This window comes from Micromonospora foliorum (assembly GCF_022229015.1).
GTDB lineage: Bacteria > Actinomycetota > Actinomycetes > Mycobacteriales > Micromonosporaceae > Micromonospora > Micromonospora foliorum.
This window is the reverse complement of record NZ_JAKKFF010000564.1, coordinates 1-23,819: the sequence shown is the minus strand read 5'-3', so window position 1 is coordinate 23,819 and position 23,819 is coordinate 1. Positions and strand designations below refer to the sequence as shown.

At 68.2% G+C, this 23,819-nt stretch carries 20 protein-coding genes; 15 read left to right on the top strand and 5 right to left on the bottom strand.

What is annotated here, in order from left to right; genetic code table 11:
• Positions 1–109: 109 nt before the first annotated feature.
• The 12 genes from PSH25_RS31340 (at position 110) to PSH25_RS31285 (ending at position 16,880) form a co-directional block, all read left to right on the top strand.
• A complete protein-coding gene (locus PSH25_RS31340; RefSeq protein ID WP_238662493.1) occupies positions 110–1,393 on the top strand; it encodes a glycosyltransferase family 4 protein in 1,284 nt (427 codons plus the stop codon).
• On the top strand, positions 1,390–2,394 hold the full coding sequence (locus PSH25_RS31335) for a sulfotransferase (protein WP_238662492.1): 1,005 nt from the start codon (positions 1,390–1,392) through the stop codon (positions 2,392–2,394). Before PSH25_RS31340 ends, PSH25_RS31335 begins: the two co-directional genes overlap by 4 nt.
• Before the next feature lie 3 nt (positions 2,395–2,397).
• Positions 2,398–3,309 (top strand): sulfotransferase family protein, encoded by a 912-nt coding sequence (locus PSH25_RS31330; RefSeq protein ID WP_238662491.1) that lies wholly within the window; start codon positions 2,398–2,400, stop codon positions 3,307–3,309.
• Positions 3,310–3,394: 85 nt separating this feature from the next.
• Positions 3,395–4,072: a hypothetical protein gene (locus PSH25_RS31325; RefSeq protein ID WP_238662490.1), complete on the top strand. Its 678-nt coding sequence runs from the start codon at positions 3,395–3,397 to the stop codon at positions 4,070–4,072.
• A gap of 176 nt (positions 4,073–4,248) precedes the next feature.
• The gene (locus PSH25_RS31320; protein ID WP_238662489.1) at positions 4,249–5,067 is read left to right on the top strand and encodes a basic amino acid ABC transporter substrate-binding protein; all 819 of its coding nucleotides are present in this window, start codon (positions 4,249–4,251) and stop codon (positions 5,065–5,067) included.
• An 80-nt stretch (positions 5,068–5,147) separates the two neighbouring features.
• Complete coding sequence (locus tag PSH25_RS31315) at positions 5,148–5,942, top strand: amino acid ABC transporter permease (protein ID WP_091406922.1); 795 nt, start codon at positions 5,148–5,150, stop codon at positions 5,940–5,942.
• Positions 5,943–5,946: 4 nt separating this feature from the next.
• Positions 5,947–6,786 carry an amino acid ABC transporter ATP-binding protein gene (locus tag PSH25_RS31310; protein ID WP_238662488.1) on the top strand — a complete coding sequence of 280 codons (840 nt, stop codon included), beginning with the start codon at positions 5,947–5,949 and terminating at the stop codon, positions 6,784–6,786.
• A gap of 375 nt (positions 6,787–7,161) precedes the next feature.
• Positions 7,162–8,166, top strand: coding sequence for a multicopper oxidase domain-containing protein (locus tag PSH25_RS31305; protein ID WP_238662487.1), 1,005 nt, complete (start codon positions 7,162–7,164; stop codon positions 8,164–8,166).
• Between the two features lie 23 nt (positions 8,167–8,189).
• Positions 8,190–12,128, top strand: coding sequence for a ThuA domain-containing protein (locus PSH25_RS31300; RefSeq protein ID WP_238662486.1), 3,939 nt, complete (start codon positions 8,190–8,192; stop codon positions 12,126–12,128).
• Positions 12,129–12,136: 8 nt separating this feature from the next.
• Positions 12,137–13,666: a cupredoxin domain-containing protein gene (locus tag PSH25_RS31295; RefSeq protein WP_238662485.1), complete on the top strand. Its 1,530-nt coding sequence runs from the start codon at positions 12,137–12,139 to the stop codon at positions 13,664–13,666.
• 32 nt (positions 13,667–13,698) lie between these two features.
• Positions 13,699–14,676 (top strand): hypothetical protein, encoded by a 978-nt coding sequence (locus PSH25_RS31290; RefSeq protein ID WP_238662484.1) that lies wholly within the window; start codon positions 13,699–13,701, stop codon positions 14,674–14,676.
• Between the two features lie 803 nt (positions 14,677–15,479).
• Entirely contained in the window at positions 15,480–16,880 is a 1,401-nt protein-coding gene (locus tag PSH25_RS31285) for a Fic family protein (protein ID WP_238662483.1), read from the top strand.
• 179 nt (positions 16,881–17,059) lie between these two features.
• On the opposite strand, the gene PSH25_RS31280 is transcribed toward PSH25_RS31285, so the two are convergent.
• Both PSH25_RS31280 and PSH25_RS31275 read right to left on the bottom strand, forming a co-directional pair.
• The gene (locus PSH25_RS31280; RefSeq protein WP_238662482.1) at positions 17,060–17,647 is read right to left on the bottom strand and encodes a hypothetical protein; all 588 of its coding nucleotides are present in this window, start codon (positions 17,645–17,647) and stop codon (positions 17,060–17,062) included.
• 595 nt (positions 17,648–18,242) lie between these two features.
• Positions 18,243–18,410, bottom strand: a complete 168-nt coding sequence (locus tag PSH25_RS31275) for a hypothetical protein (protein ID WP_157527653.1) — start codon at positions 18,408–18,410, stop codon at positions 18,243–18,245.
• 602 nt (positions 18,411–19,012) lie between these two features.
• On the opposite strand from PSH25_RS31275, the gene PSH25_RS31270 reads away from it, so the two are divergent.
• A complete protein-coding gene (locus PSH25_RS31270; protein WP_238662481.1) occupies positions 19,013–19,699 on the top strand; it encodes a hypothetical protein in 687 nt (228 codons plus the stop codon).
• 374 nt (positions 19,700–20,073) lie between these two features.
• Here the strand turns inward: PSH25_RS31270 and PSH25_RS31265 are convergent, their stop codons facing one another.
• Together PSH25_RS31265 and PSH25_RS31260 are read right to left on the bottom strand one after the other, a co-directional pair.
• Entirely contained in the window at positions 20,074–20,652 is a 579-nt protein-coding gene (locus tag PSH25_RS31265) for an HD domain-containing protein (protein ID WP_238662480.1), read from the bottom strand.
• A complete protein-coding gene (locus tag PSH25_RS31260; protein ID WP_238662479.1) occupies positions 20,649–21,776 on the bottom strand; it encodes a helix-turn-helix domain-containing protein in 1,128 nt (375 codons plus the stop codon). The genes PSH25_RS31265 and PSH25_RS31260 overlap by 4 nt, the downstream gene beginning before the upstream one ends.
• Before the next feature lie 581 nt (positions 21,777–22,357).
• Here PSH25_RS31260 and PSH25_RS31255 point away from each other — a divergent pair.
• Positions 22,358–22,576, top strand: coding sequence for a hypothetical protein (locus PSH25_RS31255; RefSeq protein ID WP_238662478.1), 219 nt, complete (start codon positions 22,358–22,360; stop codon positions 22,574–22,576).
• Positions 22,573–22,746 (top strand): hypothetical protein, encoded by a 174-nt coding sequence (locus tag PSH25_RS31250; RefSeq protein ID WP_238662477.1) that lies wholly within the window; start codon positions 22,573–22,575, stop codon positions 22,744–22,746. Before PSH25_RS31255 ends, PSH25_RS31250 begins: the two co-directional genes overlap by 4 nt.
• 133 nt (positions 22,747–22,879) lie before the next feature.
• Here the strand turns inward: PSH25_RS31250 and PSH25_RS31245 are convergent.
• The coding region (locus tag PSH25_RS31245) for a DUF1996 domain-containing protein (RefSeq protein WP_238662476.1) at positions 22,880–23,819 on the bottom strand (940 nt) is incomplete at its 5' end.

The following is a 23,819-nucleotide window of genomic DNA, read 5'->3' as shown; positions in this document are numbered from 1 at the left end:
CTGGACTCGCCGACTCGCCCTGCATACCGTGGGCCCTGGCCGGGGCGGGCAGACCCCGGTCATCACCTCCGGGCCCGGTTCGCCCGATCGACGTGAGCAGGCCGAGTCGATGCGCGTGCTGCATGTGAACAAGTTCCTCTACCGCCGTGGCGGCGCCGAGGGGTATCTGCTCGATCTCGCCGACCTGCAACGGGCCGCGGGCGACACGGTGGCCTACTTCGGCATGAGCCACCCCGAGAACGAGTCGCCGCTGCCGTACGCCGATCAGTTCCCGTCCGAAGTGGAGTTGGAGCCGGCACCCAGCGGGGTGCGGCCCCGCGCGGTGGCCGTCGGCCGGATGCTGTGGTCACCGACGAGCCGCCGTGGGCTGGCCCGGGTGATCGACGACTTTCGGCCGGACGTGCTGCACCTGCACAACATCTACCACCAGCTCTCCCCGTCGGTGCTCGCGGCGGCCCGCGCGGCCGGTGTGCCGTGCGTGCTGACCATGCACGACTACAAGCTCGCCTGCCCGAGCTACCAACTGCTGGACCGGGGCCGCCCCTGCCAGGCGTGCGTCACCGGCGGCCCGTTGCAGGCGGCCCGCCGCCGCTGCAAGGACGGGTCGCTGTCGCGCAGTGGACTGCTCGCGGTCGAGTCCTGGTTGCACCGGCGCCTCGACGCGTACGACCCGGTGCAGCTCTTCGTCAGCCCGAGTGGGTTCCTGGCCGACGTGATGCGCCGCGCGGGCGTCTACCCGGACCGGTTGCGGGTGGTCAACCACTTCGTGGACCTGACCGGCGTCGCGGCCAAGCAGACGCCCGGCGGCGGTGTCGTCTTCGCCGGCCGGCTGGCGCCGGAGAAGGGCGTCGACGTGTTGATCGAGGCGGCCGCCGCGCTGCCGGACGGGGTCGGCGTGGACGTCGCCGGGGACGGCCCGGCCCGCCCGGAGTTGGAGGCGCTCGCCGCGCGGCGGGTGCCCGGCCGGGTCCGGTTCCACGGCCGTCTCGACAAGCCGCGCCTGCACGAGCTGATCCGGTCGGCGGCGGTGGTCGCCGTCCCGTCCCGGTGGCACGAGAACCAACCGATGGCGGTGCTGGAGGCGTTCGCCTGCGGTGTGCCGGTGGTCACCACCGACCTGGGCGGGCTTCCCGAGCTGGTCGAGTCCGAGGTGGACGGTCGCATCGTCGCCGCCGATGCGCCGACGGCCCTCGGCGACGCGCTGAACGACATCCTGGCCGACCCCCAGCGGGCGTACCGGATGGGCCGGGCCGGCCGGGCGAAGATCGCCGTTCAGTTCACTCCGGACCGGCACCTGGACCGGATCCGTGGGCTGTACGCGGAAGCCGCCGAGGCGCTGCCCCCACGGCGGCGAGCCGGCCATGCCGCCGCCGGTGGGGGAGCGGCCCGGTGAGCCCGGTGCGGGTGCTCTACCTCGCCGGCAGTGGTCGCAGTGGCAGCACGCTGGTGACCACGGTCCTGGGGCAGTTGCCCGGCTTCTTCGCGGCGGGCGAGCTGCGCTACCTGTGGCGGCGCGGGCTGGTGGAGAACCGGCCCTGCGGCTGCGGCTCCCCGGTGGCCGACTGCCCGCTCTGGGCCCGGGTGCGCGCCGACCTGCCCGACGTCGAACCGGCCGAGATCGCCGGCCGGTTGGCCCAGCGGCTGCGGCTGCGGGGGCTGCCCGCACTGCTGCGCCGCCAGCGTCGGGGGCAACCGCCGGTCGCGGACCACCCCGACGACACGCACCTGACCCGGCTCTACGCCGCGATCGCCGAACACGCCCTGGCCGGCCGGTCGGACGGTGTCATCGTCGACTCCTCCAAGCTACCGCCGTACGGCGCCCTGCTCGGCAGCCTGCCCGGCATCGACCTGTACGTCCTGCACGTGGTGCGCGACCCGCGCGCCACCGCCTACTCCTGGCGTCGCCGACGCCCGCTGGACGGGCGCGCCGACGACCAGCTGATGAGCCGACCACCAGTCGGCAAGGCCGCGCTGCTCTGGCTGGTCTGGAACACCGCGACCGTACGACTGTGGGGTGGCCGCCGCGCGCCGGGCCGCTACCTGCGGGTGCGGTACGAGGACTTCGTGGCCGACCCGGCCGGCACCACCGCCCGGATCGCCGGCTTCGTCGGCGTGACCCCGGACGCGCTTCCGTTCCCGTCACCGGCCACGGTGCGGCTCACCCCCACCCACTCGGTGGCCGGCAACCCGTCGCGGCACCGCACCGGGCTGGTCGACGTGGTCGCCGACACCGAGTGGCTGACCGGGCTCCCCACCCGCGCGTACGCCGTGGTGACCGGGCTGACCGCGGTGGCCCTGACCCGGTTCGGCTACCCGTTGCGCCGCCCGGCGGCCACCTCTCCCGCCAGGGACCCGGCCGTCTCCCCGTCACCCGCCACCCGGCAGGAAGGCTGAACGATGCTCTCACTGGTGGTGGGCACCGGTCGCTGCGGTTCGACCCTGGTCCAGGAGTTGCTCTCCCGGCATCCCGCGGTCGGCTTCGTCTCCGGCCTGGACGACAAACTGGCCCGGCTCAACCCCAAGGGCAGGTTCAACGGCGCGCTCTACCGGCGCTCGGCGCCCCGCCCGGCGGGGATGACCTCGCTGCGCCACAGTCGACGGTTGCTGGAGCGGGGCCGGCTCCGGGTGGCGCCGTCGGAGGCGTACCACCTGCTCGACCGGCAGGTGCTGGCCGGTTTCTCCCGGCCGTGCCGGGACCTGCTGGCCGAGGACCTGACGCCGTTCGTGGCCCGGCGGCTGCGGGCCTTCTTCGACGAGCGGATCGCGCGGCAGGGCTGCCAGCAGTTGGTGCAGCACGTCACCGGGTGGCCGCGCACCGGCCTGCTGCACGCCGCGTACCCGGAGCTGCGGGTGGTCAACGTGGTGCGCGACGGCCGGGCGGTGGCCAACTCGTGGCTCCAGATGGGCTGGTGGGACGGCTGGCGCGGGCCGGACAACTGGATCTACGGCCCGCTCCCGTCCGATCTGGGGGAGGAGTGGGTCGAGTCCGGTCGCTCCTTCCAGGTGCTCGCCGCGCTGGGCTGGAAGATGCTGATGGACGCCTTCGCCCAGGCCCGGCTGCGTCACCCGGCCCACCAGTGGCTGGACGTGCGCTACGAGGACCTCGTCGAGCAGCCGCGCGAACAGGTCGGCCGGATGCTCGACTTCCTCGGCCTGAGCTGGTCGGCCGCCTTCGAGAAGGGCTTCTCCCGGTACGACTTCACGGTGGGCCGGGCGGAGGCGTACCGGGACGAACTCAGCCCGGCGCAGCTCGGCGCGATCGAACGGGTGCTGGAGAAGCCGCTGGCCGAGTGGGGTTACCCGGTCTAGCGGCGTGTGTCAAAGTCCGCGCTATCGACGGACGTCACGAGGCGGGCTAATCTTTGGCCCCACACCATCGATGTGAGGAGATACGATGGCGCGCCGTACCGGCCGACCCTCCTACCAGCTGGACAAGGCCGACGTGCGCCGCCAGCGCACAGTGCGCTTCGCGGCCGTCGCGGGCGTGATCGCACTGGTCACCGCGTTGCTGGGTGGTTTGGTCGGCTATCAGGTGGGCCGCCCGGACGCCACCGAGGCGACCATCGCGAGCATCAAGCAGGCCGAGGCGAAGCGGGACGCCCAGCAGATCGTGGAGCTGATCGAGACGGCCCGGCGGGTCCGTGACCAGGTCGCCCCGGTCCTGGCCGCCATCAAGACGGAGGCGACCGGCGGACGCGCGCCGGACCCGACGAAGGCGCGCCAGTGGCAGGAGGTCATGCGCCAGGCGGCCGCGCCGTTCGCCGACCCGCCGTCGGGGACCACCGCCACCAACGTGGCGCGCGGAGGGTTGCGCGGTGCGGTCCAGCAGGCGTCGCTGGCCGTGGACGCCTACGCCCTGGCCGCCAACGTTCCGGCCGCGCAGCGTGCGGCCCTGCTGGACGTCACCGCGCGGCAGGCGGCCGAGGCCGCGACGATCTGGTCGGTCGCGGCGACCCAGCTGGACCAGATCAGCGTCGATGCCGGTCATGGTCACCAGCATGTGTTCCTGGACACAGACCCTCACGGAGGGGCCCTCACCCCGGACGGGGCGGAGGAGGGAACGGGCGGCTGAGGCGCATTCCGTGCCGGGTGTCGGGTTTGCCGGTGACGGCCGGCGTGCCGCACCGGCCGAGCGGTCGCCGCGTGATCTGGGGGCGACGCGCCGGATCGGGTACGGTCGCTTATCGCAAAGTCTATGAATCAGATTGGCTTTCTGTGCAATGGAAGCCGAATCGGAGGGACACAGCCGTGAGGTTCCCAAGCGCCGTCCGTCAGGCCGGCCTCGTCGTGGCCGTCGCCGCCCTCGCGCTGAGCGCGGGTTGCGCGAAGAAGGACGACAGTGAGGTCCAGGCCAGCGGCGTCAAGCTGGTCGCGGCGGGCAAGCTGACCGTCTGCACCCACCTGCCGTACCCGCCGTTCCAGTCCAAGGACGCCAGCGGCAAGGTGACCGGCTTCGACGTCGAGATCATGGACCTGGTCGCCAAGGAGCTCGGCGTCGAGCAGACGATCATCGACACCCCGTTCGAGGGGATCAAGTCCGGTCAGGATCTCAACACCGGCAAGTGCGACGCGGCTGCCGCCGGCATGACGATCACCGAGGAGCGGCGGAAGGTGATCGACTTCTCCGATCCATACTTCGACGCCACCCAGGCGATGCTGGTGAAGACCGGCAAGACGTACAAGTCGCTCGACGACCTCAAGGGCAAGAAGCTCGGCGTCCAGGCGGCCACCACGGGCCGCGACTACGCCAAGAAGCTCGAGGCGGAGAAGGGCCTGAAGCTCGTCGAGTTCGAGGACCTCGCCGCCCTGCAGCAGGCCGTCGCCAACGGCCAGGTCGAGGCCGCCATCAACGACCTGCCGGTCTGGACCGAGTACCTGAAGAAGAACCCGGGCGGGTTCGAGGTGGCCGCCGAGTTCGACACCGGCGAGCAGTACGGCTTCCCCGTGAAGAAGGACGCCAACCCGGAGCTGCTCAAGAAGATCAACGAGGTGCTGGCCAAGGCCAAGCAGGACGGCACGTACAACACGATCTACGAGAAGTGGATCGGCAAGCGGCCGAGCGCCTGAGCACTGCGCAGTAAGTACCGGAGGGCGCGCGCCCCGCGCGCCCTCCGTGTCGGTTACCTCCGGGAAGGCAACGAGCGAACGTGAAGCTGCGACGCCGCCAGCGGGAGCGGCTGTCCCTCGGGCTCCAGTACCTGGTCTTCATCGCCATCATCGCCACGGTGCTCGTCGCCGCGGACTGGGACAGGTTGGCCGACGCGTTCTTCCGCGTCGACATCATCAAGTCGATGTTCCCGACGATCATCACCGTCGCGCTGCGCAACACCATCCTCTACACGCTGGGCGCGTTCGCCTTCGGCCTGGTGTTCGGCACCATCCTGGCGCTGATGCGGCTGTCCCGGGTGGCGCCGTACCGCTGGGTGGCGACGGCGTACATCGAGCTGTTCCGGGGTCTGCCCGCGCTGCTGGTGCTCTTCCTCGTCGGGTACGGCATCCCGATCGCCTTCCCGGAGCGCGAGATTCCGGGCGGGGTGTTCGGCTCGATCGCGATCGGCCTCGGGTTGACCGCCGCGGCGTACATGGCGGAGACGATCCGGGCCGGCATCCAGGCCGTGCCGAAGGGGCAGATGGAGGCGGCGCGGACCCTCGGCATGTCGCACTTCACCGCCATGCGCACGATCGTCATCCCGCAGGCGTTCCGGATCGTTATCCCACCGCTGACGAACGAGCTCATCCTGCTCACCAAGGACTCGTCGCTGGCCTACGTGCTCGGCGTGACGGCGCAGACCATCGAGATCACCAAGTTCGGTCGGGACATGCTCAACGACCGGGTGAACGCGACGCCGCTGCTGGTGGCCGGCCTCGCCTACCTGGTGATCACCCTGCCGCTGTCGCAGGTGGTACGACGCCTCGAACTCCGCTACGCCAAGGCTCGGTGACCCCATGACGACCGCCCCCTCCCGCCCCGCCGTGGAGATCCGCGACCTGCACAAGTCCTTCGGGCCGCTCAAGGTGCTCAAGGGCATCGACTTCGAGGTCGGCCAGGGCGAGGTGGTCTGCGTCATCGGGCCGTCCGGCTCCGGCAAGTCGACCCTGCTGCGCTGCGTCGACCTGCTGGAGGAGCCGACCGCCGGCAAGATCTGGGTGAACGGGGTCGAGATGACCGACCCGGACGTCGAGATCGACGCGGTCCGCCGCGGCATCGGCATGGTCTTCCAGTCGTTCAACCTGTTTCCGCACCTGACCGTTCTGAACAACCTCACCATCGCCCAGCGCCGGGTGCTCCGGCGGGGCCGGGCCGAGGCCGAGCGGGTCGCGCGGGCCAACCTGGAGCGCGTCGGGCTGACCGACAAGGCCGACGCCTTCCCGGCGCAGCTCTCCGGTGGGCAGCAGCAGCGGGCGGCGATTGCCCGGTCGCTGTCGATGGAGCCGAAGCTGATGCTCTTCGACGAGCCGACCTCCGCGCTCGACCCGGAACTCGTCGGCGACGTGCTCACCGTCATGCGCAAGCTGGCCGAGGACGGCATGACGATGATGGTGGTGACCCACGAGATGGCGTTCGCCCGCGACGTCGCCGACCGGGTCGTGTTCATGGATGGCGGCGTGGTGGTCGAGCAGGGGCCACCGCAGGAGGTGCTGGGCGCGCCGAAGCACGAGCGGACCCGCGCGTTCCTCTCCCGGGTGCTCGACCCGACCCACGTCGCGCAGCTCGGTCAGCCGGACCAGTCGCCGTCGCCGTCGCCGGCTCCCAGCCTGCCGACGGACGACCGCCACAACCTCTGACCACAGCTCCCGTACGTCCTTCCCGCCGGGTTGCCGCGTCGATGGCAGCCCGGCGTCGAGCTGTGCGCTGCTCCCCGTTGCCGATACGGGTCGCGGCGTCCGCCCGCGACCGACCGGGTCGACGACCTGGTGGTCGACGGCCTGCGTGTCAGCTTCATGTCAATCGACGGACGTCGTGATGTCAAGGTAATCTTTTTGCAATCAGACCTGTACTTTCGTCGATGGATTACATAAGTTGCTGTCATCCATCGAAAGTTCTGAGTCTTCCGAGCAAAGTCCGCGACGAGCCTCACCCTCAGTCGTGCCACCGCCCGTGCTCGGCGGTCGATGCACCCTGCCCTCGTCGCGTCTTCGCCCGGTCGGGAACGGAGACCCATGGACGATCACGTTGGTGGCCCTCACCGCCACCTGTCCCGCAGATCGCTGATCGCCACCGGCGCGCTCGCCGCCGGGGCGTTGGGCGCGTCCGCCCCAACGATCGGTACCGCGTTCGGAGGCAGCCCCGCCCGGGCCGCCACCGGTGTCACCAGGAAAATCACCATCTACGCCGAGCAGTTGCCCGGCAACCTGTTCGGGTACGGCCTGGCGCCCGGTCAGGCCACCGTCCCGGGCCCGATCCTGGAGATGTACGAGGGTGACACGCTGGAGATCACCCTGGTCAACACCACCAGTCAGCGGCTGTCCATCCATCCGCACGGGGTGGACTACAGCACCGAGTCCGATGGCAGCCCGTTCAACGCCTCGTTCAACAACCCCGGTGAGACGCGGACGTACGTCTGGCGCTCGCACGAGATGGTGGCCGCGGCGGGTCGGCGGTACATGCCGGGCAGCGCCGGCTACTGGCACTACCACGATCACGCGATGGGCACCGACCACGGCACCGGCGGTGTCGCGAAGGGACTGTACGGCGCGCTGATCGTCCGGCGGCGCGGCGACACCCTGCCGTCGAAGCAGTTCACGGTCGTGTTCCACGACATGATGATCAACAACAGGATGGCCCCGGCGACCCCGATGTTCGAGGCGAACCTGGGTGAGCGCGTCGAGTGGATCGCCATCGGCCACGGCAACCTGTTCCACACCTTCCACCTGCACGCGCACCGCTGGGCGGACAACCGAACCGGCATGTTGGAGGGGCCGAGCGACCCGAGCCTGGTGATCGACAACAAGGACCTCAATCCCGGCAGCTCGTTCGGTTTCCAGGTGCTGGCCGGAGAGGGCGTCGGACCTGGCGCGTGGATGTACCACTGCCACGTGCAGACGCACTCCGACGGTGGCATGGCCGGGATCTTCCTGGTGCGCAACGCCGACGGCAGCATGCCGCCGGGCGCCGAGGAGGCGATCCACCGGTTCCAGGGCCACACCCACACGCACGGAAGCTGACCGAAACGGAAGTGGGGACGGGCATGACCCGACAACTACGACGAACCCTCGCCGCGGTAGCGGCCTTCGCGACACTGATCCCGGCAACGACGGCGGCCGCGGCCGCACCACGAACGACGGCCGCGCCGCAGGCGGCGCAGCCACCGAAGACCGCGGTCCTGGTGTTCCACGGCCCGGTGGCCGAGCAACAGGACCCGGTTTCTCGCGCGGTGGACACCATCAAACAGCTTGGTGCCGGTCATGACATCGATGTCACGGCCACCACGGACCCGGGTGCCTTCACGGCATCGGGGCTGTCCGCGTACCGCAGCGTGGTCTTTCTCTCCGCGACGGGCGCCGCGCTCAACCGCGACCAGGAGTCGGCGCTACAGAGCTACGTCAAGGCCGGCGGCGGTTTCGTCGGCATCGCCGACGCCGCCCGCGCCCAGGTCGACTCCACCTGGTTCACCGGGCTGATCGGCACGCGCCCGGCCGGCGCCATCCCGGTGGCCGAGCCGGTGGCCCGGGTGACCGCCAGTGGGGAGAACCCGCCCAACGAGACCAAGGAGAAGCTGACCGACGGCGACGCCAACACGAAGTGGCTCGTCCGCACCCCGACCGCCTGGGTGGCGTACGAGTTGAGCGCACCGAAGCGGATCACCGGGTACGCGCTCACGTCGGCCAACGACTCCTCCGGTCGGGACCCGAAGGACTGGACCCTGCAGGGCTCCACGGACGGTCAGAGCTGGACCGACCTGGACCGCCGCACCGGGCAGACCTTCCCGGACCGGTACCAGACCCGGCGGTTCGACATCGCCGCGCCGCAGGAGTTCACGCGTTACCGGCTGAACGTCACCGCGAACAGCGGTGAGCCGCTGGTCCAACTCGCCGACCTGCGCCTGTTCACCGGCAGCACCACCGCCCCGGAACCGCCCGCGGTGAACCGCGCGGTGGTGAACATCCTGGACCGCAAGCACCCGGCCACGGCGTCGCTGCCGATGACCATCACCCGGTCCGATCGCTGGGAGAACTGGGACCCCAACCCGATCGGCACCGTGCACACGCTCGCCCAGGTCGAGGAGCGGCACTACAACCCGGGGGCCAGCGCCAACGGCGCCTTCCACCCGGTGTCCTGGTGCCGGGACTACGACGGCGGCCGGTCGTTCTACACCGGCATGGGCCACACCGAGGGCAGCTACGGCGAGGAGGCGTTCCGTACGCACCTCGCCGGAGCCCTCAACTGGACCACCGGTCGGGTACGCGGTGACTGCCAGGCCACCATCGCCGCGAACTACAAGGTGGAGCGACTCACCGCGGCGAACCAGACCGGGCAGCTGGACCAGATCGGCGAGCCGCACGGGCTCACCATCGCGCCGGACGGCACGGTCTTCTACGTCGGCAAGGCGGCCTGCCCGAGCGGCCCGATCGCGGACTGGACCAACCCGAAGGTCGGCCTGGGCTGCGGCACCATCCACTCCTGGGACCCGCGTACGAAGCAGGTCAAGCTGCTCACCACCCTGGAGGTGATGGGCAACCGGGGCAGCGGCTCCGAGTTGGTCAAGAACGAGGAGGGTCTGCTCGGCATCGTGCCCGACCCCGCGTTCGCCGAGAACGGGTGGCTCTACGTCTACTGGATGCCGCACGACTCGGTCGACCGGGAGAAGCGGGTCGGTCAGCGAACCGTCTCCCGGTTCACCTACGACCGGCAGGCGCAGGCCATCGACCAGGCCACCCGCAAGGACCTGTTGCAGTTCCCCGTGCAGATCCACAGTTGCTGCCACGCCGGCGGCGGCATGGCGTTCGACGCCAAGGGCAACCTCTACGTCGGTTCCGGCGACAACAACTCCTCGGAGGGGTCGCAGGGCTACGCGGGCAACAACTGGACCCAGGAGTACCAGGGGATCTCGTTCCAGGACGCCCGCCGCACGTCGGGTAACACCAACGACCTCGCCGGCAAGATCATCCGGATTCACCCGGAGCCGGACGGCACGTACACCATCCCGGCGGGCAACCTGTTCCCACCGGGCACCGAGAAGACCCGGCCGGAGATCTACGTGATGGGCGTGCGCAACATCGCCCGCCTCCAGATCGACCCGGTGCACCAGTGGCTGACCGCCGGCTGGGTCGGCCCGGACGCCTCGTCGCCCAGCCCCACGCTGGGCCCGGCGAAGTACGAGACGGCCACCATCATCACCTCGGCCGGCAACCAGGGCTGGCCGTACTGCATGGGCAACCGGCAGCCGTACCGCGACCGCAGCAACACCGACGCGACCGTGCTGACCGGCTGGTACGACTGCGACAACCTGAAGAACGAGTCGCCGCGCAACACCGGACTGGTGGACATCCCGGCGGCCCGGGACAACATGATCTGGTATTCGCCGGACGGCGGCGGCCCGGTGTTCCCGAAGCGGACCGACGGCAGCGGCCTCCCGACCTACGTGGCGGCCGACGCCACCTACACCCAGCCTTACCTACGTGGCGGCGGGCAGGCCATCATGTCCGGCCCGACGTACCACCGGAGCCTCGTCGACACCACAAGCGGCGTGGCCTGGCCGGAGCACTGGGACGGCAAGTGGTTCATCGGCGACCAGTCGAACGCCGCCAACCGCGTCGCGGTCACCGTCGACCCGGCCGGCGTGCCGCAGGCCGCCCCACCGGTGTACGCCGAGTCGCTGCGGGCCATCATCCCGGCTGGCAACGGCGACACCCGGTTGCAGAGCTGGATGGACGCGAAGTTCGGGCCGGACGGAGCGCTCTACCTGCTCGACTACGGCGGCGGCTTCTTCAGCCTGCACGCCAACCAGAAGTTGATCCGGATCACCTACACCGGCGGGGCGCCCACCCCGGCGCCGGCGGCGACCTCGGTCGCCGTGCAGAACAAGCCGCTCACCATCGCCTTCACCGGTTCCCGCTCCGGCGGCGTCAGCCACCGGTGGGAGTTCGGCGACGGCACCACGTCGACCGAGGCGGACCCCCGACACACGTACGCCACGGTCGGGACCTACACCGCGAAGCTCACCGTCACGTACGCCGACGGTCAGACGGCGACGGTGCAGACCACGGTGACGGTCGGCTGCGCGGTGCCCGACGACCGAACCACGGTGTGGCTCGGTGACACGGACACCGGGGTGCCCAGTCGTACGGTCGGGCAGGGCTGCACGGCCAACGACCTGATCGACGACGAGAGCACCTGGGCCGACCACGACGGTTTTGTCCGGCACGTGACCGCGGTCGCGCGTGAGTTGCAGGACGACGACCTGCTCACCGCCCGTGAGGCGGGCACCCTCACCCGCCTGGCCGCCGCGTCGGAGATCGGCCGCGCCGGCCACACCGGGTACGAGCCACTCTTCGACGGCACCGCCGAGTCGTTGCGCGGTTGGCAGCAGGCGCCGTCAGGATCGTTCGGCATCCAGCCGGACGGGTCGCTGCGCTCCAGCGGTGGCCTGGGCATGCTCTGGCACACCAAGGAACTGGGCGACTTCTCGCTGAAGCTGCAGTTCCGGGACATCGCCCCGGGCACCGGCCGGGCCAACACCGGAGTCTTCACCCGGTTCCCGGACCCCCGCATCCCCCTCGACCAGCGCCCACCGGACAGCTGCGGCACGGTCGGGTCGGCGCGGACCTCCCAGGCGTGGGTGGCGATCTACTGCGGACACGAGATCCAGATCTACGACGGTGACACCGGCGAGCCGCAGAAGACCGGCTCGGTCTACAACTTCGACCCGGTGCCGCTGGCCCAGGCCGGCGTGACGCCGAAGAACGAGTGGAACGACTACGAGATTCGAGTCGTCGGGCAGCACTACACGATGATCCGCAACGGCGTGGTGATCAACGAGTTCGACAACACGCCCGGCAAGCAGTCCTCGCGTGCCGGCGACCCGCCGACCGACCTGCGGCAGTTCCTGCGCGGCTTCATCGGTCTGCAGAACCACGGTGACAACGACCTGGCCGAGTTCCGCAACGTCCGCGCGCGGGAACTCTAGGAGAGACGATGACCCGACGACTGAAGGCCGCACTGGCGGCGCTCCTGCTCACGGTGATCCCGTTGGCAGCGGCGCCCGCCTCCGCCGCCCCTCGCGCCGCCGCCGACCAGGTGTTGACCTGGACCGCCGACGACAGCATCACCCGCTACAAGTCCGCGCCCACCACGGCGGTGGCCGGAGCGACCACGATCATCTGGGAGAACAGCGCGGCCACCGGCAACACCACCGGGATGCCGCACACCCTGACCTTCGACACCAGCACCGAGGGCTACAACCACGACGTCACCCTCAACATCCTGGCCAGTCCGTTCGACGCCAACGACGGCCGCCACCAGGCGACCGTGACGCTGACCCCGGGCCGGTACCGGTACTTCTGCTCGATCCCCGGCCACAGCTCGATGGTCGGTGAGCTGGTGGTCACCGAGGGCGGTGGCGGCGGCGACACCACCGCGCCGACCGTGACCGGCGCGGTCTCCGGTGACCAGGACCAGGACGGCAACTACCTCGGCGCGGCCACGGTGACCGTGACGGCCACCGACGCCGACTCGGGGGTGCAGACCGTCGAGTACCAGGTGGACGACACCAGCTTCCAGCCGTACACCGAGCCGGTGCGGGTGACCGCGATCGGTGACCACGCGGTGCAGTTCCGCGCCACCGACCAGGCCGGCAACACCAGCGCCGTCGGCTCGGTGTCGTTCCGGATCGTCGAGCCGGGGGAGGAGGACACCACCGCGCCGGTGGTCACGGCCGCACTGGCCGGCGACCGCGACGGCGACGGCAACTACATCGGTACGGCCACCGCCACGCTGACCGCCACCGACAGCGGATCCGGTGTCGCCACCATCGAGTACGCCCTGGACGGGGCGGCCTTCACCGCGTACACGAACCCGATCGTGGTGAACGCGGCCGGGATGCACATGCTGCACTACCGGGCCACCGACGTCGCCGGTAACACGTCGGCGGAGCAGATGTCCCACTTCACCGTCGTCGAGCCGCAGGCCGAGGACACCACCCCACCGACGGTCGCCGTCACGGTGGCCGGTGACCGGAACGGCGACGGCGCGTACGTCGGCGGCGCGACCGTGACCGTCACGGCCACCGACGCCGAGTCGGGGGTGGCGAAGGTCGAGTACGCGCTCGACACCGGAGGCTGGACGGCGTACGCCGCTCCGGTCGCGGTCCGTACACCCGGCGCGCACACCCTGAAGTACCGGGCGACCGACACGGCGGGGAACTCCTCCGCCGAGCAGTCGACGACGTTCACCGTGGTGGCCGACGGCACCGACCGCTGCCCGGAGTCGGACACCCGGGCCACCGTGGTCATCGACGGCAACGACAGCGGCGTGGCCAACGTGGACACCGGCGACGGCTGCACCATCAACGATCTGATCGACGAACACGCCGACTACCCCGGCCACGCCGAGTTCGTCCGGCACGTCGAGGCGGTCACCGCCGCGCTCGTGACCGGCGGCACGCTCGACCGGCGGCAGCAGGGCGCCATCGTCCGGGCCGCGGCCCGATCGGACGTCGGCGCATGAGTCCTCGAACCTCATCGACAGGGAGTACAACGATGCCCGGACGTACCGTCGCCAAGCTGGCCACCGTGAGCGCCGTCATAGCGGCCTCGGTGCTGGCCGTGGCGCCCAGCGCACACGCCGATCTGGTCACCCACTGCATCGGCACCGGCGGCGCGGTGACCGTGCCCAACGACCTGCTCGTGCCCGCCGGCGAGTCCTGCGCGCTGACCGGCACCACGATCACCGGCAACGTCACCGTCGCGGCCGGCGGCAACCTGGTGGTGACCGGTGGCCGGGTCAGCGGTGAGGTACGCGTCGCCGCCGACGGGTACCTCGACGCCACCGAGACGACCGTCGACGGCCAGGTGGTGCTCGCCGCCGGGGGGTACGGGATCTTCCTGAAGGACGCCCGCACCGGCACCGTCACCGTACGGCCGAAGGGTTCCACGACCATCGACAGTTTCCTGTTCGCCGAGGCGTCGACGGTTACCGGGCACGTCAACGTCGGTGCCGGTGAGGTCCGGCTCGACCGCGGCACCCAGGTGCAGCGCAACCTCAGCAGCACCGGCACCTACTACACCGACCTGCACGACTCGTTCGTCGACGGCACGCTGTCGGTGCTCAACAGCGCCACCGGCAGCGTGGTGTGTGGCAGCGCCGTCCAGGGTCGGGCCACCTTCGCCGGCAACCTGGGCGGTGTGCAGCTCGGCCCGAACGGCAACCTCGACAGCTGCGCGTCCGGCGGTTACTGGGGTGGGGACGTGAGCGTCACCAGCACCACCGGCGGCGTCACCGTCGACGACAACATCATCAACGGTCAGTTGGCGGTGACGTCCAACGACCCGGCCGCCCAGGTGGCCGCGAACAACCGGATCCGTGGCGGGGTGACCGGTGACCAGGCGGCCACGACCACCAACCGCTCGGCCCGGGTGGCCGGCCCGGACCGGGAGGACGCCGGCGACCAGCGCGCCGAGGTCCGCCGTACCTCGGCGGTGCAGGAGGCCACCGAGGCGGGCGCGGCGAAGCTCTAACTGATCGACGCAACGGCGGCCGGTCACCCGCAAGGTGACCGGCCGCCGCCGTCGTACGGGGTCCGACCCGTCGTGGCGGCGTTTGCGTGCCGCGGACGAGTAACTGCCTCCTGCGGGTCCACATGAGGGCACGGAGCCAGTTCAAAGTCGGGTCAAGCCCGGCCGGCGGAAGCAACCTCACAGAGTCCCCGTCCAAAGTTTCTGTACGTCTTCAAGGCGGCCCGCAACGGGCCGCACGCGCCGCCTGGGCGCGTGTCCGTCGCTCCGCTGGCGCTCCGACTCCGGCCACGCAACACGCCCGGCGGCTGGCGCGAAAGCGGGAAGTCCAAGGGGCCGCCGCAGAACGACAGGCCGTTGACCGGGTGTGTGGTGGGCCGGCAGCCGGCCGGGCCGCGCGGCCACGAGCCCGCGCGGCGTAGGAGAGCACGCCGGCCGCGTCGGCGAGCTGCCGGCGGTCGCGAGGTTGCGGTTACTGCGCCTCCGGCGGGGGCGCTCCGGCTCCAGGATGGCCGGGGCTCCGTCGGCGGGTCACGGCCCATGGGTGGTTGCGGTAGGCCATCCCGTCTGCCATCGTCCCGGGCGAGCCGAGCAGACCACCGCCTGGCCCGCCAGCGCCCGAACCTGCGTCAAGGTCCGCATGACGTGGCGGGCCAGGCGGTAGCCCGCTCCCCAAGAGGGCGGGTCGACGGCAGAGGGGGTGAGAGGCGATTGAACCGAGTAAGCGTCGATTGCCGCTTTCCGGGCGGATACTGGTTCCGGCGCGTACCTTGGCCCAGCCGGCTGTCGATGCGAAACTATGCCTCGTGACGGAGCCTGACAACAGCCACCACTACCGCCCTTTCCCAGAATTCTCAAAATGGCAACGAGCCGAAGATCTTGAAGTGGCATATGAGAAGTACGCCGAACTGCTGAAAGAGCGGCGGAGGGCAGCAAACCCCGAGGCGTTGAAGCGAGCGGTCAAAACAGCAACTCGGATTGCCGCCGTAGATACCGGAGCTATCGAGGGTATCTATCAGGTCGATCGAGGATTTACCAGGACCGTGGCAGTTGAAGCGGCTGCTTGGGAAGCCGCAGTAGAAGCCCATGGGCCGGGCGTCAGAAATACGATCGAAGACGCCCTCAATGCCTATGAATTGATCCTGGACCTGGCTACGAAACACGTGCCGGTTACTGAGGCATTCATCAGGAGTATTCATTCGACGATATGCGAATCCCAAGAAACGTATACCGTCCACACGCCCCAAGGCCCACAAGTGCAGTCCCTGCCTAAAGGTGAATACAAGCGCTTTCCGAACAACCCAACTAGCCTGACGACTGGCAGGGTTCACCATTATGCACCGGTCATGGAAGCGGCCACGGAAATGCAGAGGCTCGTCGCCGAACTATCCTCGGTCGAGTTCGGTGAGGCTCACCCGATATTGCAAGCGGCCTACGCGCATTACGCGTTCGTATGCGTGCATCCCTTTGCGGACGGGAATGGCAGGGTCGCACGTGCCCTTGCATCTGTTTACTTATATCGACGCCCAGGAGTTCCCCTTGTAATCTTCGCAGACCAAAAAGATGTCTATATAGATGCACTAGAGTCTGCTGATGACGGCGATCCTTCGCCGTTTATTGATTTCGTGAGGAACCGAGTAATAGATAGCATCCAGCTAGTTTTGTCACACGTTCCCAACCACGACGTTCCGGATCTTTCCGCCACGCTGTCGGCATTTAAGTTGGTGCAGCTCGGTAGAGGAGGGCTGTCGCATGCCGAGGTGGATGCTCTAAATGCGAGAATCCTGGAAGCGGTCCAAGGTGAATTGCAGTCCGGGCTGGCCGAGTTGGGCTTCCTGCAAGCTCAGCTGGGATGGCAGAACGGTAGCAGTCCTGTTCCTATCCCCAACTCGTACCGTGCGCCTGGGTCAGGAACACGTCATGTGCTTGTGTCTATGAACTCCGGCCCACCAGCAAGTTTCTCCGGACACACGACGGTCTCGGTTTTCACAGCCGTCCCCAACAGCGACGTTCCGGACTTCCTGCTGATATCACCAATGAACGGGATTGACCCTCTCGAAGTCTTTATGCGGGAAATTCATCCAGGGCTCACTCAAGTATTCCAATTCAAAATTGCCGCCTGGGCGGAGCGCATAATCTCCATTCTCGCCCACCAAGTGGTCACAGGGGCGACAGACAGGCTGCGACAGCAGGGTTACATCGAGTAATGTTTTGCATCACTCGCTGTTTTCGATGACGGCAAGTGCGATTCCTGTTGCTGCATCCAAGTCTCTTTTGTCAGTGATCACAAGGAGCACAAATTTTGCCAAAGGGTTAGGAATGGGTCAAGACGTCGTCGGTTCCGAATCCGAGGCGTCCGGGCGAGAGTGAGGGTTTCGAACGAATATCATAATTCGCTTGACGTGACGGTCTGAACGCTGGCCTGTTCTTCAGGAGGCCGGGTCGACGGCAGACGGGCTGATAGTGGGGCCGCTGTGCTTGACTTCGGCGCTCCGGCGAGAGTTTCGCCAGCTTTAGTGTCCCTACGCTCGCCATAACCTGCCTCTTGTTCGTAAGTCCTCAAATAACCAACGTCCACTATTTCGACTCTTCGCGGACGCTTCTTCAGCCGCGTGAATTGGACTGCCCGAGCTTCAGCGCTTGTCTCATACTCCAGTCGTACCAACGTGGGTGTAGGCACGTTCTTATCGAGCGCTTTCCAGCAGAACTTTCCGATAGTCAAGACAACATTCTCGGACGGATGCACGATATGGGGGCCTCGGGCGATCCATCCGACTGCCTCCCACTTCATTCCTCCTCGCACCATCGCGGGCGAATGGCTTTGTTGATGCAGTACCATAATCTTGGTGTCGACAATAGGCACATGGGAATCATTGGCGATATAGATCTTCGTTGTACCGGCATTGTCGGCGACCCACACGCGGACGGAATTGTGCTCAGCCCGGCGCCGGCGCGAAACTTCGGCGAGATACACCCGCAGGGCTATGAAAGCTGCCGCCAGAGTGCCGATGGCTTCGAAGGCACCCCACCCCGACCAAGACCAGAATGATGTGGATAGCACACATTGAACCTAGCCGAAGGTGTCACGTGGGACGCCAACGGAGTAGCGAGTTGGTCGGCGCTTGACCGCTGGGTGACTATCTGGGTGACGACGGGTGCGAGCAAGGCCGGACGGCTGTGGACTGTGATGGACCCGTGCAAGCAGGTGTAGCTGCTGCTCGCGCAGCTCAACGGCTGCTGGTTGTTCCTTCGGGACGAAGAAGTCGATACACGCAGTCGTCCAGAGTGCGCGAGAATCACCGGGTGTCTGCTGAGGCGTCACCACGCGACCCATGGTCACCGGCTCACAACCCGCATGCCATCGCGGTCTCTGAGGCGCAGTGGTGGCTATGGACCCTCGGTCTGTGTGCACGGCGGGTTGCAATCCCACCACCAGCGGGACCGGCGGCCGGCCCCTGCTGGCACGGCTTCTCAGGCTGCCATCGTTGGTCGTCGCTTGACGACGTTTGACGGTGTCTTGTGCCCCCTGGGTGCCCCGAACCTCCAGGCGTGGCGAGGATTCGATGGGCTCAGACCAGTGCTGATGCCGCCAGGTTGGTAGCAAGACCACCAAGGACACACGTGGCAGAGCCAACGATCAACTTCATTGAGATCACCTTGCCTTCCCCGTCCGGTTCCGCCAGAACTGCGGTCGAGATCAGAGTGAGGATGAAGGCGGCCATCATGAAGAGCAGCACTGGAACCAGGACCAACCCTGGTCTCAGCCCATCGATCTGCCAGCCATGGTAGCCCCTTGCTCACAAGGACCCGGCGTGGTGCTCCAGCTCGTCCGTCGGCAGCGCTGCTATCGACGGTAGCGCCCCGCGCCGGTGGCACACAGCGTTACGCCTCGGCGACTTCCTCGCGACTACCGCCCAGCACGCAGCCGTCAGGGTCCGACCGCGCTTAGCACCTCGAAGTTCCGCTTCAACGTCTGACACCGGGTTGGGTGACCAACTGGGTGACGATGGGCACAAGCGACGCCGGACGCCGATGGACTGTGATGGACCGTCCGCACAGCCCAGCCCAGATGCCGAAGCAGCTCATCGACGGCCGGTAGTTCCTTCAAACCGAAACGGTCAAGGTCCGCCGACAAGCGGCCTGGCGAAGCTTGACATCCATGGGAGCGTCGGCGTGGCGATTGGTGCCCCGGACTATGACGGCTGTTGCCCGAACCCGGGAAGCCAGTCAAGATCACCCTCATCGTCCTGAGGCTGTGGAGGCAGGATCGACGACAGTTCCTCATCACCGTGAGACTGCGCTTCCGGCTGGGTGCCGGTGTCGTTGATAGTGTTAAGGCGTGCCTGCTCATGCGCGCCTTTCCCTCGTGATCGAAGCTGCGGAGTCGCTTGCTGCAGGACTGACGAACCCGACGCTGCTCGTCACACTGCACCGCGACATCGATGAGCTAAGCGGCCTCGACGGTCGCAGGCTGGGGCGTTCTGCCAAGCAATACGCGCTCCGCTGGGCAATCTTCACCATGTCCTATGCGGCCGTCGAAGCGTTCTTCAACGACGTCCTCCGCGATCCCACGAGTCCGCGCGCACTGCCGCTGAATCCGGACAAGCTTCACCAAGCTGGCGAACTACATGGCGTCAAGCTCTTCACGAACGACTGGGGTGTGCGGACGCGGGTCCAGGGAACCGGAGCTGGCAAACGATCCAGGTGGGCCGTGTTCGCCGGCAAGCAGTCCCTCGGTGCTTACCTGGCGGACATGAAGAAACTCCGCGACCTGCTCAGCCACGGTCAAGACCCGAGGGCGGCGTCGAACGCTTCGGGCGCACTCTGGACGCTGGCGAACGGGGGCCATTCGATGCGGGTCATGGGCGCAGAAGGTTTCATCCAAGCCGCCTGCGATCTATCTGCCCAGACGGTGCTGGCCTTCGGTGGTGACCTGAACGACCTCCCGGAGTGGCCCCAGCCAGCTCGATCAGGGCTCTCGGCGGAACCGCGCCCGGCGCTGAAGCTCTTGCCTGCCGACGCATAGATATGCCCCCACGGCCGGCAGGTTGGACACCCTGACCGACATGGGGCCCGGCGCCGACAGCAGCGCTGACAGCAACCGGCCGGGACGAGGGCAACCGCCGGCGGCCGATCACGGACAGCCGCCCGAGGTCGCAGACGTGGACGGACCTTGCCGGACGGAGCGCCCAGAACTTACAAGCGAGGGGTCGGAGCAAGCCAGCGAGCCGGGAGATGAGAGAACCGGGCCCAGGCCGTCGCCAGGCCGTCAAAGGCGGACCAACCGTGCCCAACGAAGACCATCAACGCCTGACTTTCGCGCAGCTCAGCGCCCGAGTTGACCGGCTTCGTCGGACAGGCTAGAAGCCCGGCGACAGTTCAACGCCAAGTGTTGAACGCTTACTCCTTCGGCGGGGGTGTGAGCCAGGCCAGGGGTTGTCCGCTGAGGGCGGCGTCGGCAAGGCGGTGGGCGCTGGCGGTCTTCAGAGCGGCTCGTGAGCTGTCGATCCAGCGCTGCACGTTGTCGATGCCCTGGTGGTGGTACTCGACGGCTTGGACGAGGCACTCCAGTTTGTCGGCGTCACGGGCGACGACAGCTTCGAGTGTCTCGCCGGCTTCGTATTCGGCGATTGCGGCGGTGATGACGTCGGCGACGGCTGGGGGACAGGCGGCGACCTGGTCGGCGGTAACGGCGGTGTTGGGTACGGCGGTGAGGTAGCGCTTGGCGATGTGTGGGATGTCGGTGATTCGGGTTTCCTGGGTGTCGTGCAGGGCGCAGAGCATTGACACCCGGGCCGGGTCGGCGCCCTCCATGGCGGCGAGCATCATTCCGATGAGCGCTGTTCGGAAGGAGTGCTCGGCGATGGATTCGGGTTGCTTGACGCCGGCGAACCACCAGCCGGTGCGGGCGGCGCGTTTGAGGACGCCGGCTTCGAAGATGAAGTTCATCGCTCCGGCGGCGTCGTGGTCGTCGGTCATCTGCCCGTCCCTGTGCCGGTGAGTCCGTCCGCCCGCAGGCTGTAGACGATAGAGGTTAGTTCCTGCCGCGACTGCGCGGAGATCCGGTCACTGTCCAGGAGCGGGACACTGCGGTCGAGGAGCGCCCGAGTCGCGGCGGGGTTGTCGAGAGCGAGACCGCGTCGTGCGGCTAGCAGAGCCCAGACGTTGTGGATGTTGAGGTCGACGAAGGGATGCCCCGGTTCGAGGCGATGGACCAGGTGCCGAAGAAGGATTGAGCCGTGCCAGTCTGCGAGCGCTTTGGGCATGAAGGAGTCGTCGCGGTGGCGGTACGGGATCTCGCCCACCCAGTAGGCCGAGTAGTTGAGGGCTGCTCGCTCGCAGGCGTCATCCGGGTGTGCGCGAGCGATGAAGTCTCGTAACGGTTCCGGGTCGCCCTGGTTGGCGAGGGACGTGACGACGGAGCGGGCGTCAGGCCACAGCGGCGACCAGGTGTGAAAGGGGGTCGTGCGGTGTGCTCGGGCGGTGGTCTGGGTGAGCCAACCTGCTGCCGATTTGGTTGGGTCCATGCCGGCGAGGAAGCAGGCTTGCCGGTGCAGCAGCACGTTCCGATGCCGTCCGGCTGCGGCGCGGTCGGCGAGGACGTGAAGGTGAGCGAAGAATGCATGTTGCTCGTCGGCGGGCAGGGTCGGCCCCGACGCGACTGGACCCCGCCGGGGGTGGGTGATGGGTAGCCCTCTGGCGAAGGTCGGTGTCTGCCCGAGGGCGGCCCAGAGGATCAAGTCGGTCAGGCGGTGGGTGAGGACGGACCAGCCCAGCGGCTGTTCGGCGAGGTCGCAGCGGTCCACCTGTTCGTTGAGGACGGCGGCGAGGATGAGATCCGCCTCGGCGGCGTCGTCAAGTGCTGCGAGTAGGAGGGTGTTCGCGCCGAGCCGTCCGAGCCGGCGTCGGACGGCGATCGCCTGCCCGAGCGGTACCGCGGTGAACGGCCGGCGCCCGGATTCCCAGCTCTGCACGGTCACCCGATCGACGTCCAGGTCGGCGGCGAGCTGCTCCTGCGTGAGCGGGATGGACTCCCGGATCAGCTTGAACAGGTAGCCGGTCACCGCGCCGCGATGTGGTGCTGATCGTCCGCGACCTGTCATCCGTCACCCCTACGTTGACCCGTGGTCGACGTTCCGCCGTGAAACCAAAGCTGCGGCAGCCCATCTGGCCTGCTCACGCGTACTGCGGGTGAGTCCAACCCTCGTCGTCGTGATCGTAGCGTCGCAGTTACCGAACGTTCCAGATCCGGTCCCGTCGTTTCGGGGTCGGCGGTGAAGTGCTGCCCGGTGGAGGGAGCCAGCGATGCGGGACAGGACACCACCATGGCGACGAGTGACCTACGACCAGTACCTGATCGCCGTCGCGATGACCCTGGCGCGGCGGCACCGCCCGGCATGGTCGTGGCCGAAGTGGAGGTGGACCTGCCGCTGCGGGGCGGAACTGCCCTGTCGCAGCCGACACCCCATCCCCATCAGGCGGACGCACTGGCCCGTCGAGGAGGAGCAGTGAGCAGCGAAGCGGAGCAGTGGATCCTGGTCGCGCATCTGCCGGGCAAAAATGGTCTGTGCAACGGCTGTTGGGCTTGGCGGTCGCGGATCAGGCCGCACCCGTGCCGGCAGGTGGACTGGGCAACCAGTCGCCGGGCGCGGTCGATGACGGCGGCGTTGCTCGGAGGCCGCGCATGACGACGCACGGCCCGGTGCTGCCGATCTGGAGCTGCGGCGGCTGCGGCCTGCCCTGGCCCTGCCGCACACGCCAGCGCGAGCTACACGCCGAGTTCGATGACGCTCCGATCTCCCTGGCTCTCTACCTGGGTGCCCAGCTGGTGCGGGCGTCGGAGGACCTGACCTGGGTGCCGGCGGGTGCGCTGCACAGACGCTTCCTCGGCTGGCTCCGATGAGCATCCTGCGGGTGGGCGACGAGAAGTTCCACTACAGCGACGGCTCGCACAAGTGGATCCCACCGGACCCGGACTACGACCAGGAAGTCTGGAACGAACAGGTCCGCCAACACAAGCACGGCCACCTGAGAAACGTGCACCCGAAGGTGCGGATCCAGCGCCTCGTCTGATGCCATGGCTCTGACTAGGCGAGGTCCCCGGTCTTCAATTCCGCCCGGTGGCTGAGCCGTCCACCGGAGACCTCGCTACGTCTCGATCACTGGCCCGCGACGATCCGCGGGCCAGCTCAAATCGACGATCGCCCTAGAAGTTACCGGCCGAGTTGCACTTGACGCCCTGGTCGAGGCAGTTGCGCACCCGTGCGGCGAGTGCCTCGTCCTTCCACGCGTTGAAGAAGTCCGCGTGCATGGAGAACGACGTGCCGGACGCGAGGGTGATGCCGTCCGTGTTCGCGCTCAACGGGTAGGAGATCACGAAGGACACCGACGGGACGGGCACCGGGTGGCTCTTCGGGCACGCCCCGGTGTGGTCCCCGTTGGCCATGTGCGCCTTGTGGTCGGGGCTGTCCAGGTGCTTCCCGTCCCAGCAGTCCGGGAAGGTGATCTGCCGGACGATGTTCGCGGTCTTGGCGCAGACCGGGAACGTCTTGTCGGCGCTGCGGCCGATCTCGCCGCCGATGCCGGCGCACCAGAAGTGGTTGCCCTGCTTGTCCGGGGTGTCGACCTGGTTCTTGGCGTTACCGGTGATCATTCGCAGACCGAACGGGAAGGGCTGGGTCTTGCTCGGGTCCTTCAGGCGGGAACCGTAGTAGACGGTCACCTCCTTCGGGTCCACGACCTTGCCGTTCTGGTACATCGTCGGGACCCAGTAGGCGGACTGGTCGTCCGGCGAGTTGCAGGTGGTCGCCTTGGACGCCCGCAGCGATTCGGCGGTCGAGTTGGCGTCGGTCGAGCTGTTGCCCCAGAACGTGTGGTTGTGTGAACCGCCCACCAGTTTCGGCAGCACGATCGGGTCGTCGCTGTTGTGGTGGCTGGTCGTACAGCCGACGTTGAATTCGGGCACCTTCACGGGGTTGCCGGTCACCGGCTTGGGCTTGCGCGCGAAGAACGCCTTCGTCGCGGCGGCCTGCGCGGCGGCGTCGATCGTGATCCAGCCGCCGGATGCGGTGGGCGGGGCGGCGCTGGTCGCCGGCGTTCCCGGCTTGCCCGGCGCGGACGGGGTGCCCGAGGTGCCCGGGGCGCTC